The organism is Cutibacterium avidum 44067 (assembly GCF_000367205.1).
GTDB lineage: Bacteria > Actinomycetota > Actinomycetes > Propionibacteriales > Propionibacteriaceae > Cutibacterium > Cutibacterium avidum.
The window spans coordinates 1,178,338-1,194,425 of sequence record NC_021064.1; the positions used below are offsets into that span (position 1 = coordinate 1,178,338).

At 64.3% G+C, this 16,088-nt stretch carries 10 protein-coding genes; 7 read left to right on the forward strand and 3 right to left on the reverse strand.

Annotated features, from left to right (window positions below):
- Nucleotides 1-7: 7 nt before the first annotated feature.
- The 3 genes from PALO_RS05385 to PALO_RS05395 all read right to left on the reverse strand — a co-directional run bounded on the left by PALO_RS05385 (nucleotide 8) and on the right by PALO_RS05395 (nucleotide 3,325).
- Nucleotides 8-991, reverse strand: a complete 984-nt coding sequence (locus tag PALO_RS05385) for a methionine synthase (protein WP_015582730.1) — start codon at nucleotides 989-991, stop codon at nucleotides 8-10.
- A complete protein-coding gene (mnmA, locus tag PALO_RS05390) occupies nucleotides 988-2,088 on the reverse strand; it encodes a tRNA 2-thiouridine(34) synthase MnmA (RefSeq protein WP_015582731.1) in 1,101 nt (366 codons plus the stop codon). The genes PALO_RS05385 and mnmA overlap by 4 nt, the downstream gene beginning before the upstream one ends.
- Before the next feature lie 91 nt (nucleotides 2,089-2,179).
- A complete protein-coding gene (locus PALO_RS05395; RefSeq protein ID WP_015582732.1) occupies nucleotides 2,180-3,325 on the reverse strand; it encodes a cysteine desulfurase family protein in 1,146 nt (381 codons plus the stop codon).
- A 156-nt stretch (nucleotides 3,326-3,481) separates the two neighbouring features.
- Here PALO_RS05395 and glgX point away from each other — a divergent pair, with 156 nt between their 5' ends.
- From glgX to PALO_RS05430, 7 genes are all read left to right on the forward strand, one after another.
- On the forward strand, nucleotides 3,482-5,572 hold the full coding sequence (glgX, locus tag PALO_RS05400) for a glycogen debranching protein GlgX (RefSeq protein ID WP_015582733.1): 2,091 nt from the start codon (nucleotides 3,482-3,484) through the stop codon (nucleotides 5,570-5,572).
- Between the two features lie 280 nt (nucleotides 5,573-5,852).
- The gene (locus PALO_RS05405; protein WP_015582734.1) at nucleotides 5,853-8,012 is read left to right on the forward strand and encodes an alpha-1,4-glucan--maltose-1-phosphate maltosyltransferase; all 2,160 of its coding nucleotides are present in this window, start codon (nucleotides 5,853-5,855) and stop codon (nucleotides 8,010-8,012) included.
- Nucleotides 8,009-9,781, forward strand: coding sequence for a maltose alpha-D-glucosyltransferase (treS, locus tag PALO_RS05410; RefSeq protein WP_015582735.1), 1,773 nt, complete (start codon nucleotides 8,009-8,011; stop codon nucleotides 9,779-9,781). The genes PALO_RS05405 and treS overlap by 4 nt, the downstream gene beginning before the upstream one ends.
- Nucleotides 9,778-11,076: a phosphotransferase gene (locus PALO_RS05415; protein WP_015582736.1), complete on the forward strand. Its 1,299-nt coding sequence runs from the start codon at nucleotides 9,778-9,780 to the stop codon at nucleotides 11,074-11,076. The genes treS and PALO_RS05415 overlap by 4 nt, the downstream gene beginning before the upstream one ends.
- A gap of 81 nt (nucleotides 11,077-11,157) precedes the next feature.
- The gene (gene glgB / locus PALO_RS05420; RefSeq protein WP_015582737.1) at nucleotides 11,158-13,092 is read left to right on the forward strand and encodes a 1,4-alpha-glucan branching protein GlgB; all 1,935 of its coding nucleotides are present in this window, start codon (nucleotides 11,158-11,160) and stop codon (nucleotides 13,090-13,092) included.
- A 21-nt stretch (nucleotides 13,093-13,113) separates the two neighbouring features.
- The gene (locus PALO_RS05425; RefSeq protein WP_015582738.1) at nucleotides 13,114-13,908 is read left to right on the forward strand and encodes an NUDIX hydrolase; all 795 of its coding nucleotides are present in this window, start codon (nucleotides 13,114-13,116) and stop codon (nucleotides 13,906-13,908) included.
- Nucleotides 13,909-14,004: 96 nt separating this feature from the next.
- A complete protein-coding gene (locus PALO_RS05430; protein WP_015582739.1) occupies nucleotides 14,005-16,086 on the forward strand; it encodes a glucose PTS transporter subunit IIA in 2,082 nt (693 codons plus the stop codon).
- The last annotated feature ends 2 nt before the right edge of the window (nucleotides 16,087-16,088 follow it).

Here is a 16,088-nt window from a genome sequence, read left to right on the forward strand (position 1 = left end):
TACCTGCTCAGCCTGCCCGATCCAGCTGCTCATCGACGAGGTCAGCTGCCCGTCTCACCGTCCGGCAGACCTCGGCAGCCGATTGACGGAACCAGCCGGCGAGCCCGCAGGCAGGGCTCAGCACCCCTGCCCTCAGCAGGGTGGGATCCACCTGGGTGCGTCGCGCCAACCACAGCACACGGTCGATGAGGCGATCCACCGGTGGCACCTGATCGACCGTCATGGTGTCGACGACTCCCATGCCCAGCCGTCCACCTGACTCCACCCATTGCGCGGCGGAGTCCAATGACACCGCGTCTGTGATCTCGCACCACATCGTGGTGAATCCGGCCTTGCCGGCCGGCGCCCATGGGATGGGATGGCCACAACAGTGCAGTCCCGTCGAGACCTCCTCACAGCTACTGACGACCGTCTGCCAGAGCCGCGTCGCCGTGGTGGCCTCCATGGCCGGATGCCGATAGAGACCCGACTGGGTCGGAATGGATCCCGCGAGAACGGCAGGAGCAGCAGGCTCGTCGATCTGCATCGTCCAGGTCACGCGTGGCATCCGGCGTCGCAGTTCGGTCAGAAGCTGGCTGATCCCCTCCGCCAGGCTGGCCGTGACGTCGTTCAGGGCCGAGGAATCCGCGAGGATCGACTCCCCGGCGCGCATGTGCAGGCCAGTGGCAAGGGTGAGAGGACCGGCCACAGTGATCTTGACGGTGGCCTCCTCGTCGGCCAGCACCTCCTCGAGGTCATCGAGGTCGTTGCGCAGAAGGGATCGTGCCGAGCGAGCGGCATGGTCGGTGGCGTCCGCGAGCCGCCATCCGCCCGGGCCATGATCAACCGGCAGATCGACGAGGAGGGCCGTCGCCCTCCCGACCATTTGACCACTGACTCCGCGGGCCGGTAATTCTGGCAACGGGATGAGCTCGTCGAAGATCTCGGCCATCGCAGCCACGCTGCCGCGCATGTCGGTGCCGGGCAGCGACCCAATACCGGTGGCGATCATGCTGCCTGCTCCGCCGTCATTCCAGCTCGATCCGTCCCGCATATGGTTGCGGATCCGACGACGAGGTCCCCGTCGTAGAAGACCGCCGCCTGACCGGGAGCGACTCCGCGCAGGGTCTGCTCGAGGTCCATCACCACCCCACCGGCGACCGTGGTGATCGTGGCGTCAACCGGATCCCCATGGGCTCTCACCTGAACCTGACCGTGCCAGGTCTTGGCAGACTCGCCAGAACACCACACCGGCCGGATGGCCTCGACGTGGCGTACGGTCAGCCCTTCGGCTCCTCCGACGACCACGGTGTTGTTGACCGGTTCGATGTCGAGGACGTATCGCGGCTTGCCATCCGGGGCCGGAACTCCGAGCCGAAGACCTCTCCGCTGGCCAATGGTGAAATGGTGGTACCCGTCGTGATGACCGACAACAGCCCCGGACTCATCGCGGATCTCTCCGGCGGCCGAGCCGATCTTCTCCGAGAGCCAACCTGGCGTGTCCCCGTCCGGGATGAAACAGATGTCGTTGGAATCAGGTTTGTCAGCCACCGACAAACCAAGATCCGCCGCTTCCCGTCGCACATCAGTCTTGAAGGAATTCCCCAGCGGGAACAACGAATGGGACAGCTGATCCTGGTTGAGGACAGCCAGTACATAGGACTGGTCCTTGCCCGGGTCGACCGAGCGGTACAGCTTCGTCATTCCATCGTCGACCTCAGTCCGGGCGTAATGGCCGGTGGCGACGGCGTCATATCCCAGGTCGAGACCGCGTTCCAGCAGGGCCGCGAACTTGATCCTCTCATTGCATCGCAGGCAGGGATTGGGGGTGCGGCCGGCCTGGTACTCAGCGATGAAGGGGTCGATGACCTCCTCGGCGAAGCGGTCGGAGAAATCCCACACGTAGAACGGGATCCCCAGCTTGTCCGCGGCCCGCCGGGCGTCAAAGGAGTCCTCCAGGGAGCAGCATCCTCGTGACCCTTCCCGATGGGAACGCGGGTTGCGTGACAGCGCCAGATGCACACCGGTGACGTCGTGGCCTGCCGCGACGAGACGGGCAGCGGCGACGGCGGAGTCGACTCCTCCCGACATGGCAGCGAGAACCTTCACAGTGCTTCCTCTCCGTGAACGTGTAGGGATACGGATCAATGGTGGGAACGTGATCCCGGCGGGAATGTCGATGATAGGGGTTGACGCCGACTCACCGCGCCCCGCTGGCCTGCGAGATGACCGCAGGCAGGACGGTGAGCAGACGATCAACCTCGGCCTCGGTGGTGCTGTAACCCATCGAGATCCTCACTCCCGACGATGCTGCCTCGTCGTCACGACCCATGGCCAGCAGCGTCGGTGAGGGACGGGAAACCCCGGCATGGCACGCCGATCCGGCCGACAGGTCGACCCCGTCCCGGTCCGCGAGCATGACGACGTCGGTCCCGCGTACTCCGGCCACGCTGAGATGGATGATCGTGGGGCTCGTCGTGCCGGCATCATCCACGCTGGCCCCAGGGATCTGTCGGCACGACTCAACGATCCGTTCCCGCCATGCCTGCCATTGAACCGTCTTCTCGTCGAACTCATTGACGCAGGCCCGCAGAGCAGCCGCGAAACCTCGAGCCAGCGCGACCGGCTGGGTGCCGGAGCGAATCCCGTACTGCTGCCCACCTCCCGGGGAGACCGGATGCACCTCGACTCCCCTGCGGACCCAGAGTGCCCCGATTCCGACGGGTCCACCGATCTTGTGTGCGGAGAAGGACGCCAGGTCCGCTCCCCACTCGTCGAGGTCCACCGGAACATGGCCAAGGGCCTGGACGGCGTCGGTGTGCATGAGGGCTCCGGCCCGATGGGCCTGTTCGGTGATCTGGTCAACGGGTTGGCGTGCGCCGGTCTCGTTGTTGACGGCCATCACCGAGACGACGTCGAGGTCGCTGCTCAGTGGGCTCGCAGCAATCGAATCAGGGTCCACGACTCCCGTGTCGTCGACCGGAAGCACCCCCACCCGTTCGCCAAGCAGCCATGGCGAGGTCACCGTACCGACGGCGGGATGCTCCACTGCCGAGATCAGTGCGTGGCCATGACGGGCCGCTCCCATAATGCCCAACATGTCGGCCTCCGTTCCTCCGCTGGTGAACACGATCTCCAACGGACCCGTTCCGAGCAGGCTGGCGACCTCCTCTCGCGCATCTTCCAGCAAAGCCCTCGCCGCGCGGCCTGAACCGTGAATGGCACCAGGGTTTCCGGGCACCGGTTCGGCCATCGCGGCCAAGGCTTCCGGGCGCAGCGGGGAGGTCGCCGCGTGGTCGAAATAGGCACGAGAGTGATGTACTGAGTCGGGCTGCGATTGCGACATACCTGTCCTTCCTGGCGACTCCTTGACGCTACTGCCGATCGGCAGGGTATGGAATTGCGCGTTCTCGCTCCTGCGGACGCCGCGGCCGACTCAGACTAAAATGATTCGTCGGTCCGCCGATGTTCCGGCCAACATCCCCGACGAAAGGCCCTTATTGTGACCGACACCAACACGGCGTCATTCGACACCAGTGCGCTTGGCTCCACCCTCATTGACGACGGTTGCCGTTTCGGGTTGTGGGCACCACGCGCAGAGCGCGTCGAGCTGGCACTCGTGGCAGATGACAGGTCACAGGTCAACCACGACATGACCATGGACGAGCATGGGGTCTGGACGATCGAGGTCCCTGACGTCACGGCCGGCCAGCGCTACGGCTACCGAGTTCACGGTCCATGGGATCCCGATCGCGGTATGAGGTTCAACCCGGCCAAGCTGCTGCTCGACCCATATGCCAAGGCCATCACGGCAGGTGTCGACTACCACGGACCGATCATGGATCACACCCCGGAGTCCAATTACGAGCCGGATCCGACCGACGACGCGAACTCGGTCCCGCTCGCCGTGGTGATCGAGGATTCCGAGCCTCCCAAGCCCATCGAACACCGCCGGGACATCAGCGAGTCGGTCATCTACGAGACCCACGTCAAGGGTTACACCCGGCTGCATCCCCTCGTCCCCGAGCATCTGCGCGGCACCTATGCCGGTCTGGCCTACCCGGCCGTCATCGAGCACCTCAAGGCCATCGGCGTCACTGCCATTGAGTTGCTGCCCATCCAGCAATTCGTCTCCGAACCCTTCGTCGTGGGCCGGGGACTGTCGAACTACTGGGGATACAACACCCTGGGGTTCTTCGCTCCTCACGCCGCTTACTGCTCGGTGGGTTCCACGGGTGCCCAGGTGCGTGAGTTCAAGGAGATGGTGACGGCCTTCCACGAGGCCGACATCGAGGTCATCCTCGACGTCGTCTACAACCACACCGGCGAAGGTGGTCACGAGGGACCGACGCTGTCCTTCCGCGGTATCGACCACGAGTCCTACTACCGACTCAACAATGATCACCGCAACGACTACGACGTCACCGGCTGCGGCAACTCGGTCGACACCTCCCATCCGGAAGTCCTCGGCCTGGTTCTCGACTCGCTGCGGTACTGGGTCACCGAGATGGGTGTTGACGGTTTCCGCTACGACCTGGCGACCACCCTCATCCGTGACAAGTCCCACGGGGTCGACCAGAACCATCCCTTCAAGCAGGCCCTCGTCGACGATCCGGTCCTCAACAAGGTCAAGCACATCGCCGAACCGTGGGATCTGGGCCCCTACGGTTATCAGGTAGGCGCTTGGGGCCCTCATTGGAGCGAGTGGAACGACCGCTTCCGCAACTACATCCGCGATTTCTGGCGCGGTGCCGTCTGCGGGGTCGAGGAACTCGCCACCCGGCTGTGCGGATCCCCGGACCTCTACGGTCAGCCAATCTCGAGCGTCAACTTCATCACCGCCCATGACGGCTTCACCATGCGTGATCTCGTCACCTATGACATGAAGCACAACCAGGACAACGGTGAGGACAACCACGACGGGTCCAATGACAACCGCTCCTGGAACTGTGGCTGGGAGGGTGAGACGACCGACCAGTCCATCGTCATGCTGCGTCATCGTCAGGTCCGCAACCTCGTTTCCACCTTGCTGCTGGCCACCGGTGTGCCGATGATCACCGCCGGCGACGAGATGGGTCGTACCCAGCAGGGCAACAACAACGCCTACTGCCAGGACTCCCCCATCTCGTGGATGGACTGGGACGACGCCGAGGACTGGTCCGACGTCACTGATCTCGTCCGCACCATCACCACCCTGCGCCGCGAGCACCCTGTCCTCCGCCCCTCGATCTACCGTCACCATGACCCGGTGGGTCGTTCGACCGATGCGCGCCCGCGCCGGGCCGACCTGGCCTGGTTCTCCGGTCACGGTGGCGAGATGGTCACCGATGACTGGCATGACGAGGGCCGTCGCACCCTTGGCATGTACACCTCCGACGACAACGAAGCCTTTCTCATCTGGTTCCACGCCGGAGATCATCCGACTGAGATCACCCTGCCGAGTCCCCGCTGGGGTGAGTCCTGGCAGGTGGCTGCCGCCACGACCCTGCCGGGCGAGATCCCTGACGAGCCGGTCCCCGCCGGGCTGTCGATCACCCTGCCCAGCAGGTGCGTCGTCGCCATGCAGGCCTCATTGGCCAAAGATGAGGCCTGATTCCAGACATCAGTTACGCGCCAAGCGCACCTGAGGCGGATGGATCGAGAGGTTCATCCGCCGTTCTCGTCAGCACATTTCAGGGCTAGAGCCGTAAGCCAGTGGTCAGTGCGCACCTTCCCAAGCCTTGCTCCGAGAATTCGGGTCGAAACTGTCACTGCGGCGCTGGTCCGAATCATGACGCCCCGGAACCAGCCACGGTAGCCTGTGGCCCGTGTGGAGGATCAACAGGCGAGACCGCCGTCAAGACGAGAATGGCCCCGATGACGATGACGTGCAGATGACGCCCCCTGCCCCGGAACCCTCACCCGAACCGATGGCCCCTGTCATCCCCGCTGACTCGCCGAAGTCGGCTCCCTCCCCGGAGTCGTCTCCGTCGCCTGAGTCCCCGGATTCACCTGGGCTCCCGGCCAGCCCCGACTCCGCCTGTGAGCCGGATCCTACAGCCGTGGCCATCGACGTCCTCGGTCGTCCCCCGCTGCGTGGTTTCGGGCGCATCCCCGTCCACAACGTCCGTCCCGAGGTCGAGAGCGGTCAGCTGCCGATCTACTCCGTCGTTGACGAGGAGTTCGAGGTCACGGCCAATGTCTTTCGCGAGGGCCATGACGCCGTCGGCGCCAGCGTCATCCTCACTGATCCGGATGGCAACCGTCACGTCACCGACATGCACCAGGTCGATCCCTGGGGCCTGGACATCTGGAAAGCACGCGTCGCGGCGGGTGTCGCGGGTGATTGGACGATGCATGTCGAGGGATGGTCGGACACCTGGGGCACCTGGCACCACAATGCCGACGCCAAGCTGGCCGCCGGGATCGACGTCGAACTCGTCTGTGCCGAGGGCCACGCCCTCATCGGTGAAGCCATCGAGCACGCCGAGCAGGCCGGCGACGCCGACGCCGTGGTAGCCCTGCGCGAGGCCGATGCCAGCCTCACCCCTGACCGCGCACCTGATTCACTGCGCCAGGTCGTCAACACCGTCGCCCTCTCCGAGGCGATGCGCGTCCACGCTCCGCGCCCATTGACCTCTCCCACCACCCCGGCCCCGCTGCGGGTCGAGAGGCGCCGCGCCCTCTACGGCTCCTGGTACGAATTCTTCCCGCGCTCCCAGGGAGCTCACATCGACGAGGACGGCCACTGGGTCTCCGGCACCTTCGACTCCTCCTGGGAGCGATTGGACGCCGCTGCTGCGATGGGATTCGACGTCGTCTACCTGCCACCGATCCACCCCATCGGAACTGCTTTCCGCAAGGGCAGGGACAACACCCTGACCCCCGGGCCCGACGATCCCGGTTCGCCATGGGCCATTGGTTCCCCGGCTGGCGGCCATGACGCCATCCACCCAGATCTTGGCACCTTCGCGGACTTCGACCGCTTCGTCGCCCACGCCCATGACCTGGGTATGGAGGTGGCCCTGGACTTCGCCCTGCAGGCATCCCCGGACCACCCGTGGGTGCAGGAGCACCCGGAGTGGTTCACCACCCGCGTCGACGGCACCATCGCCTACGCGGAGAACCCACCGAAGAAGTACCAGGACATCTACCCGATCAACTTCGACAACGCCCCGGAGGGAATCTACGACGAGTGCCTGAGGCTGCTCGAGCTGTGGATCTCTCACGGGGTGACGATCTTCCGCGTCGACAACCCGCACACCAAGCCGGTCAACTTCTGGGCCTGGCTCATGGAGCAGGTGCATCGTCGTCATCCCAAGGTCATCTTCCTGGCCGAGGCCTTCACCCGTCCCGAGATGATGGCTGCCCTTGGCAAGGTCGGCTTCCAGCAGGGCTACTCCTACTTCACCTGGCGCACCGCCAAGTGGGAGTTGGAGGAGTACCTCGACGAGGTCTCCCACCAGACCTCGCACTTCTACCGTCCGAACTTCTTCACCAACACCCCGGACATCAACCCGATCTACCTCAACGATGGCAACCCGGCCGGATTCGCCATCCGCGCAATCCTGGCTGCGACCATGAGCCCGTCGTGGGGCATGTACTCGGGCTTCGAGATCTGCGAGCACGAGCCGCTGCCGGGACGCGAGGAGTACGCACACTCCGAGAAGTATGAGTACCGTCCCCGCGACTTCGACTCCGAACCGAACATCAAACTGCTCGTGACTCGTCTCAATGAGATCCGTCGCGCTCATCCGGCCTTGCAGCAGCTGCGTGACACGACCATTCACCATGCTCCCCATGACAATGTCCTCGTCTTCTCCAAGAAGGCGGTGGATGACGTCGTCATCATCGTCATCTCGCTGGATCCGGTGTGGGGCGTGGAGTCCCAGATCATGTTGGACATGGCTGCCCTTGGCCTTGGCAACGACGACACCTTCGAGGTCCACGACGAGCTCACGGGTGCCGACTTCACCTGGGGACAACAGGCCTTCGTCAAGCTCTGCCCCGCCCAGCCGGCCCACATCCTGCACGTGCGAAAGAGCACCTCATGACCCATTCCTCCTACACTCCCGCCGAGGAGATTCCCGAGACCCTGGCACCGACCGGGGCCCTCGGGCTCACCTCGGCCCAGTTGCAGGCCAGGCTCGACGCGATCCACCCGGTCGGTTCCATCGATCGGACGGAGACCGAGTGGTTCCGCACCGCGGTGTTCTACGAGGTCCTGGTGCGATCCTTCAAGGACTCCAACGGAGACGGCATCGGCGACTTCAAGGGTCTGACGGAGAAGCTCGACTATCTGCAGTGGCTGGGAGTGGACTGCCTGTGGCTTCCGCCCTTCTACGACTCCCCCCTGCACGACGGCGGTTACGACATCCGCGACTACCGCTGGATCCGTGAGGAGTTGGGAACGATCGAGGACTTCAAGGTCTTCCTCGACGCCGCTCACGACCGTGGCCTGCGCGTCATCATCGACTTCGTCATGAACCACACCTCGGACTCCCACCCGTGGTTCCAGTCCTCGCGTGCCGATCCCGACGGCCCCTACGGCAACTACTACGTCTGGGCCGACACCGACGAGGCCTATTCGGACGCTCGCATCATCTTCTGCGACACCGAGGACTCCAACTGCTCGTGGGACTCCGAGCGCAAGCAGTTCTACTGGCACCGCTTCTTCCACCACCAGCCCGACCTCAACTTCGAGGAGCCCCGGGTCATGGAGGAGATGCTCGACGCCGTCCGATTCTGGATGGACCTGGGCATCGACGGTTTCCGTCTCGACGCCGTCCCCTACCTCATCGAGGCCGAGGGAACGAGCTGCGAGAACCTGCCGGGAACCCACAAGATCCTCAAACAGCTGCGCGCAATGGTCGACGAGGAGTACCCGGGACGCATCCTGCTGTGCGAGGCCAATCAGTGGCCTGACGACGTCGTCGAGTACTTCGGTGACGGTGATGAGTGCCAGATGGCCTTCCACTTCCCCGTCATGCCACGCCTGTACATGGGGCTGCGCCGCGGATCACGGGAGTGCATCAGCGAGATCCTCGCCTCCACACCGGACATCCCGGCAGGTTGTCAGTGGGGAACCTTCCTCCGCAACCATGACGAACTCACCCTCGAGATGGTGACCGAGGATGACCGTCAGTACATGTGGGAGGAATATGCTCCCGAGCCGCGCTGGCGATGCAACCTGGGCATTCGTCGCCGGTTGAGCCCCCTGGTCGACAACGACGAGGCCAGGGTTCGTCTGCTCAACGCCATGCTGCTGTCCCTGCCCGGCTCCCCGGTTCTCTATTACGGCGACGAGATCGGCATGGGCGACGACCCTTGGCTTCCTGACCGCGACGGCGTGCGCACCCCGATGCAGTGGGATGATTCCGAGACGGCCGGATTCTCGACCGCGCTGCCGGAGGACTTCCATCTCCCACTCATCCGCACCTTCGGTCACGGCCCGGAACACGTCAACGTCGCCCGTCAGATGGATGACCCATCCTCCCTGTTGGTGTGGACCCGCGCCATGTTGGGCATCCGTCGTCGGCACCCCGTTTTCGGTACCGGAGAGTTCACCGATCTGGAGGCGGAGGACATGGCCGTGATGTCCTTCCTGCGCCACGACGAGGACGAGACGATCCTGTGCCTGGCCAATCTGTCGGACACCGATAGGACCGTCACCCTCATCCTGCCGCAGTTCGCAGGTGTGACCGGAGCGTCCCTCATTCACGGCCAGGATGCCCAGCCGGTGGAAGCCGACGGAACCCTGACGGTTCCGATGCCGCCCTACGGCTACCGATGGCTGCAGATGACCGGAGAGGAGAAGCCATGACCGACTGGGACGACGCAGACGTCCGGGACCGCCTCTGGGACCACATCAGTACCGCTCGATGGTTCTCCGGCAAGGGCCGAGATGGCACCCTGGCCAGGTTGCTGCCGCTGGCTCCGGTCGTTGACGAGCACGACCTCAAAGTGGTGCCCGTCATTGCCCTGGTCTGTTACCCGCAGGCCCCGGAGGAGTACTATCAGCTCCTACTGGCCCTGCGCCCCGGCAGTTCTGCGGGACTGACGCAGATTCACGTCGATGGTGAGCCCGTCACGGTCAGCGACGCCACCACCGACCAGGAGGCCCTGACAGTGTGGGCCAGGACGATCCTCGAGGCTGATCCTCAGGCCGCGGATGACTCATGGCAGCTCCATCGCCGCTTGGAGGCACCTGAACCGGTTCGGACCGCCGAGCGCTTTGGCGGTGAGCAGTCGAACACCTCGATCATGGTTGGCGACGCCATCATCTTCAAGATGTTCCGCCGCCTCGAACCCGGCGACAATCTCGACATCACCATTCACGGCGCCCTCAATGACGCCGGCGTCTCCTCGGTGGCCAAGCTCTACGGTCACATCTCCGGACAGATCCCAGCTAACGAGGACATCCAGACCGATCTGGCCATGATCATCGAGCGGCTTCCACATCCCCAGGATGGCTGGGAACTCATCACCGACAAAGCTGCCGATCTGGAGGACATCACCGATCTCGTCGCCGACCTGGGCCGATGCCTGCGAACCATCCACTCTGCGTTGGAGCAGACCTTTGGGACGGCCGAGTTGGACGGGGACCAGATTGCCGACGACATGGTGCGTCGTCTCGAGGCTGCAGTGACGGCAGCCCCGGCGCTGGAGCCACACCGCGACCTCCTCGCCACACGTTTCGAGAAGCTGCGCGGTCGCCGCCTAGCCGCTCAGGCGGTGCACGGTGACTTCCACCTCGGACAAACCCTGCTGACCCCCGACGGCTGGCGGATCATCGACTTCGAGGGCGAACCCCTCAAGCCCCTGGCCGAACGTCGCCTGCCGGACTCCCGCTGGCGTGACGTGGCAGGAATGGTGCGCTCACTATCTTATGCCACCTCGGCCCATGCCGAACCCACCGCGCCGGAGACATTGGCCTGGGCACAACGAGCCCGCGATGCCTTCCTGGATGGCTATGGTCGCCCGGACGACGCCGAACGCGACGTCTTGGCCGCCTACGAGGCCGACAAGGCCGGATACGAAACCGTCTATGAAACCCTCAACCGGCCGGCCTGGGTTGACATCCCGTTGTCGGCCATTCGGGCGATGGTGCAGGATTGATGATGTCCCCGCCCCACGCACCCCCGTCGAGTCACCGACCCGACGGCGATATCCACACCAACGACATGCCAGGAGGACGACATGGCTCACGATGAGTTCGGAGGACTCACCGGTTGGGACCTCGAGGGGTTCCATTCCGGTGGGGACACGGAGGTGTGGAAGCGACTCGGCTCCCACGTCGTCACCATTACCGACGACGAGCGCGGCTCCATCACCGGAACCCGCTTTGCCCTCTGGGCCCCCAACGCCCGGGCCGTCGAGGTGATCGCGGACTTCAACTGGTGGACCGGCGACCCAATGCGTCTCATCCCGGGATCTGGCGTCTGGGGCACCTTCATTGAGGGAGTGGGCGAAGGCACTCTCTACAAGTTCCGCATCCAGGACCAGTGGGGCAACTGGCACGAGAAGGTTGACCCGATGGCCCGCTACTCCGAGCAGGCCCCGCAGAACGCGTCCATCGTCACCGAGACCCACTACGAGTGGAATGACGACGAGTGGATCGCCCACCGTGAGGCCTCGCACGCCCATGCCGAGCCGATGAGCGTCTACGAGGTCCACCTGGGCGGATGGCGTCATGGACTGAGCTACCGTCAGCTGGCTGACGAACTGGTCGACTACGTGCTGTGGCAGGGCTACACCCACGTGGAGTTCATGCCGCTGGCCGAGCATCCCTTCGCCCCGTCCTGGGGTTACCAGGTCACCGGATACTTCTCACCGACCAGCCGTTACGGCTCCCCCGACGACCTGCGTTACCTCATCGACAAGCTCCACCAGGCTGGCATCGGCGTCATCATGGACTGGGTTCCGGGGCACTTCCCCAAGGACAACTGGGCCCTGGGACGCTTCGACGGCACCGCCCTCTACGAGCACGCCGATCCGCGCCAGGGCGAGCACGTGGACTGGGGCACCTACATCTTCAACTACGGCCGCAACGAGGTGAAGTCCTTCCTCGTCTCCAACGCGCTGTACTGGATCAGCGAGTTCCACGTCGACGGTCTGCGCGTCGACGCCGTCGCCTCGATGCTGTACCTGGACTACTCTCGCGAGGAGGGTCAGTGGGTGCCCAACAAGTACGGCGGACGCGAGAACCTGGAGGCCATCGACTTCCTGCGCTACGTCAACTCACACCTGTACTCGCGCCACCCCGGCATCCTCATGATTGCCGAGGAGTCGACCAGCTTCCCCGGCATCACCAAGCCGGTCGATCACGGCGGCCTGGGATTCGGGTTCAAGTGGAACATGGGTTGGATGAACGACTCCTTGCGCTACATGGAGCTCAATCCGTTCCATCGCCAGTATCACCACGGCGAGATGACCTTCGCCATGGTGTACCAGTACTCGGAGAACTTCATCCTGCCGATCAGCCATGACGAGGTCGTGCACGGCAAGGGATCCATGATCAACAAGATCCCCGGTGACGACTGGCAGCAGTTCGCGTCCCTGCGAGCCTTCTACTCCTACATGTGGTCCTTCCCGGGCAAGCAGCTCATCTTCATGGGTCAGGAGTTCGGCCAGCGTCACGAGTTCGACGAGTCCGCCAGCCTCGAGTGGTTCGTCGCTGATCTGTGGGGTCACGGTGGTCTCAAGCGCCTCTTCCGCGATCTCAACATGATCTACAAGGAGAACCCCGCCCTGTGGCAGCTCGACAGCGATCCGCGTGGATTCGAATGGATCAACGCCGACGACGCCGGCAACAATCTGTTCTCCTGGCTGCGCCGCAGCGAGGACGGCTCGACGATCGCCTGCTTCACGAACTTCTCCCCCAACCCGCAGACCGACTACCGCGTCGGACTACCCGCGGAGGGTGTGTGGACCGAGATCCTCAACACCGATTCCTTGGAGTACGACGGAACGGGAGAGTTCGGCAACCTCGGCCAGGTCGTGGCCACCCCGCTTCCGGTTCCCGATCGTTTCCCGGCCGTCGCCACCGTGTGCGTCCCGCCGATGGGCTCGGTGTGGCTGCGCCACGATCCCTCGGCGACTGCTGCTCTGCCCGGCGATCCGGGAATGCAGTGATTCTGGCAAGGAGGATTGTTCGTGGTCGATGACGAGTCCGATCCCGAGGACTTTCGGATTCAGGTCGAGGTGGTGGGCGACTGTGGTCGCCTGCTGCTCGACGATCCGCCATATCCGGAGGGTCTGACGCGGGCCATTTCCTTGGCCTCCGACGACGCCATCCTCGGTCACAAGGTGCGTCGTCTGGAGGCCCGGGTGGCCGTCGACGACGGAGAGGTCATCCATGCCCTGCACCGGGCCGGATACCGGCGTGAGGGACGGCTGCGCCAAGCTGGCAGCCGAGGGGATGGTTGGGTGGACGAATTCGTCTACTCCCGACTGGCCACCGACGAGATCTACACCCGGACCGGTCACACCGGCATGCTCGACTCGGTGCTGCCCACCAAACGGGTCATCTCCCACGTCCTGGTCCACGACGGAGTCGGGCGGGTTCTCATGTGCGAGACGACGTACAAGCCTGACTGGGAGCTCCCCGGCGGTGTAGTCGAGCCGGTGGAATCGCCCCATGCCGGAGCGGTTCGGGAGTGCCGGGAGGAGTTGGGCGTGACCATCGACATCCCTGCCACCCCCGTCCTCATCGATTGGATGCCACCTGCCCTGGGGTGGTCTGACGCCATCGAGTTCATCTATGACGCCGGTGTGGTCGAACCGTCCCTCGCTGCCATCATGAATCCTGCTGACGGCGAGATCGGCCATCTGCACTGGGTGGATCCTGCTGACGTCCCTGCACACGTCACCGAGCTGTCGGCCCGACGTATCGCGGCCATACTGGCAGACTCCACCCCACGTGCCACTGAGAACGGGTTTTCGTTGTAACCCTGGGGTGGTGAACGAACGTTCGGCCCTGGTGGTTATGCTTCTTCGTCGTTGTCCTGGAAGAAGGATGACTGAACACACAGGAGGACCACCTACATGTCATCAACTGCGTCCCAGATCGTGGACGTGGTGGGCGGCCGCGACAACATCGTCGGCTTGACCCACTGCGCAACCCGTCTGCGGTTCCAACTTCGTGATTCCTCGTCCATCGACAAGGCCGAGATGGAGAAGATCCCCGGCGTCATGGGCGCTGTGCCCCAGTCGGGCAACCGTTATCAGGTCGTCATCGGCGGCGCCGTCAACGGCGTCTACAACGACATCATGAACCTGCCGGACATGCAGAACCTCGGCTCCGGGGACGGCGAGCAGTCCGATGCGGACGTCAAGGCCGCACATCGTTCCAAGGGCCCGCGCGGCAAGTTCTCGTGGCTCGACAACCTGTTCGAGTATCTGTCGGACTCCTTCCGTCCGATCATGGGCGCCCTGCTCGGCGCCTCACTGTTCATCACCTTCATGGCCCTCATGGGTTCCATGGGAGTCATCGGCAACTGGGCCGACTCCCGTGTCTCCCTGCCTCCGAGCTGGCAGTTCGTGAACCTGGCCTGGCAGTGTGTTTTCTACTTCTTGCCACTGCTGGTCGCCTACAACGCCACCAAGCGGCTCAATGCCGACCCGTGGGTTGGATTCTCCGTCATGGCCGTCGTGATGCTCCCGGGGTTCGCGGAGCTCGGCAAGGCCGCTCACCCTCTGACTCTGGGCGGATTCAAGGTCAATGTCGTCGACGTCTTCGGTCTGCCGCTGACGATCTTCAACTACGGCTCCCAGGTCTTCCCGCCCCTCATCATGGCGGCCATCCTGGCTCCGTTGTACAAGTGGCTCAAGAAGGTCATCTCCCCCAATGTCCAGATGATCTTCGTGCCCTTCCTGACCATGCTCATCATGATCCCGCTGACGGCCTTCCTCATCGGCCCCATCGGTGTCTACGCCGGCGCTGGTCTGGCCAACGGGCTCAAGGCGGTCAACGATGTCTCCCCGTTCATCTTCGCCGTCCTCATCCCGCTGCTCTACCCGTTCATGGTTCCGCTGGGCCTGCACTGGCCGCTCAACGCCGTCATGCTGCTCAACATCCAGACCCTGGGCTACGACTACATCCAGGGCCCGATGGGTGCCTGGAACTTCGCCTGCTTCGGCGCCACCGCCGGCGTCCTCTTCCTGTCCATCCGTGACAAGGACGTGACGATGCGCCAGACGGCGACCGGCGCCCTGGCGGCCGGTCTGCTCGGTGGTATCTCCGAGCCCAGCCTCTACGGCATCCATCTGCGGTACAAGAAGATCTACCCGTCCATGCTCGCCGGCTGTCTCGTCGGTGGCATCATCATCGGTGCCGGCGGCGGCCTGCACACCCCGGCCTTCGTCTTCACCTCCCTGCTGACAATCCCAGCCTTTGACAACATCGGTCTGTATTCCGTCGCCATCGCGGCCTCCTTCTTCACCGCCATGGCCCTGGTCATCGTGCGCGATTACCGTGACGACGACGAGAAGGCTGCTGCCAAGGCTCGTTGTGCCGAGGCCAGGGCTGCCGACACTCAGGGTGCGATGGCCGAGCCGGCTGCTGTCGCCGCTGCTCCGACTGCCGTTGCCACCGCAGGTGCCACCAGCCCCGAGTCCGGGACCGCCACGGTCGAGGGGGGCGATGCCCCGACGACTACCGATGTCGCTCCCGAGGCCGTCACCATCACCTCCCCTCTCAAGGGGCGTGCGGTCTCGATCTCCCAGATCCCCGATCCGGTCTTCTCCACCGGCGTCGTCGGCGATGGTATCGCCATCGAGCCCAGTGACAACACGGTCGTCTGTCCCGCCGACGCCACCGTCGTCACTGCTCCGGATTCCGGTCACGCCTTCGGGCTCAAGCTCGATTCGGGCGTCGAGCTGCTCGTGCATGTCGGTATCGACACCGTCGAGCTGGGCGGCAAGGGATTCGACGTCAAGGTCAAGGCTGGCGACCACGTCAGCGCCGGTCAGCCCCTGGTCGTCTTTGATCCCGCCGTCATCGACGAGGCGGGCTACTCGAAGATCACCCCGGTCCTGGTGACCAACGGGTTCGACTACTCCAACGTCACCGGCATTCCGGCCGACGACGTCACCACCAGCACCCCGGTCATCACCGTGGTGAAGTGAGT

Excerpts from the sequence above, each read along its gene's own strand:
- PALO_RS05385 (WP_015582730.1), bottom strand. The coding sequence starts at position 991 with ATGATCGCCACCGGTATTGGGTCGCTGCCCGGCACCGACATGCGCGGC.
- PALO_RS05395 (WP_015582732.1), bottom strand. The coding sequence starts at position 3,325 with ATGTCGCAATCGCAGCCCGACTCAGTACATCACTCTCGTGCCTATTTC.
- PALO_RS05405 (WP_015582734.1), top strand. The coding sequence starts at position 5,853 with ATGACGCCCCCTGCCCCGGAACCCTCACCCGAACCGATGGCCCCTGTC.
- treS (WP_015582735.1), top strand. The coding sequence starts at position 8,009 with ATGACCCATTCCTCCTACACTCCCGCCGAGGAGATTCCCGAGACCCTG.
- PALO_RS05415 (WP_015582736.1), top strand. The coding sequence starts at position 9,778 with ATGACCGACTGGGACGACGCAGACGTCCGGGACCGCCTCTGGGACCAC.
- glgB (WP_015582737.1), top strand. The coding sequence starts at position 11,158 with ATGGCTCACGATGAGTTCGGAGGACTCACCGGTTGGGACCTCGAGGGG.
- PALO_RS05430 (WP_015582739.1), top strand. The coding sequence starts at position 14,005 with ATGTCATCAACTGCGTCCCAGATCGTGGACGTGGTGGGCGGCCGCGAC.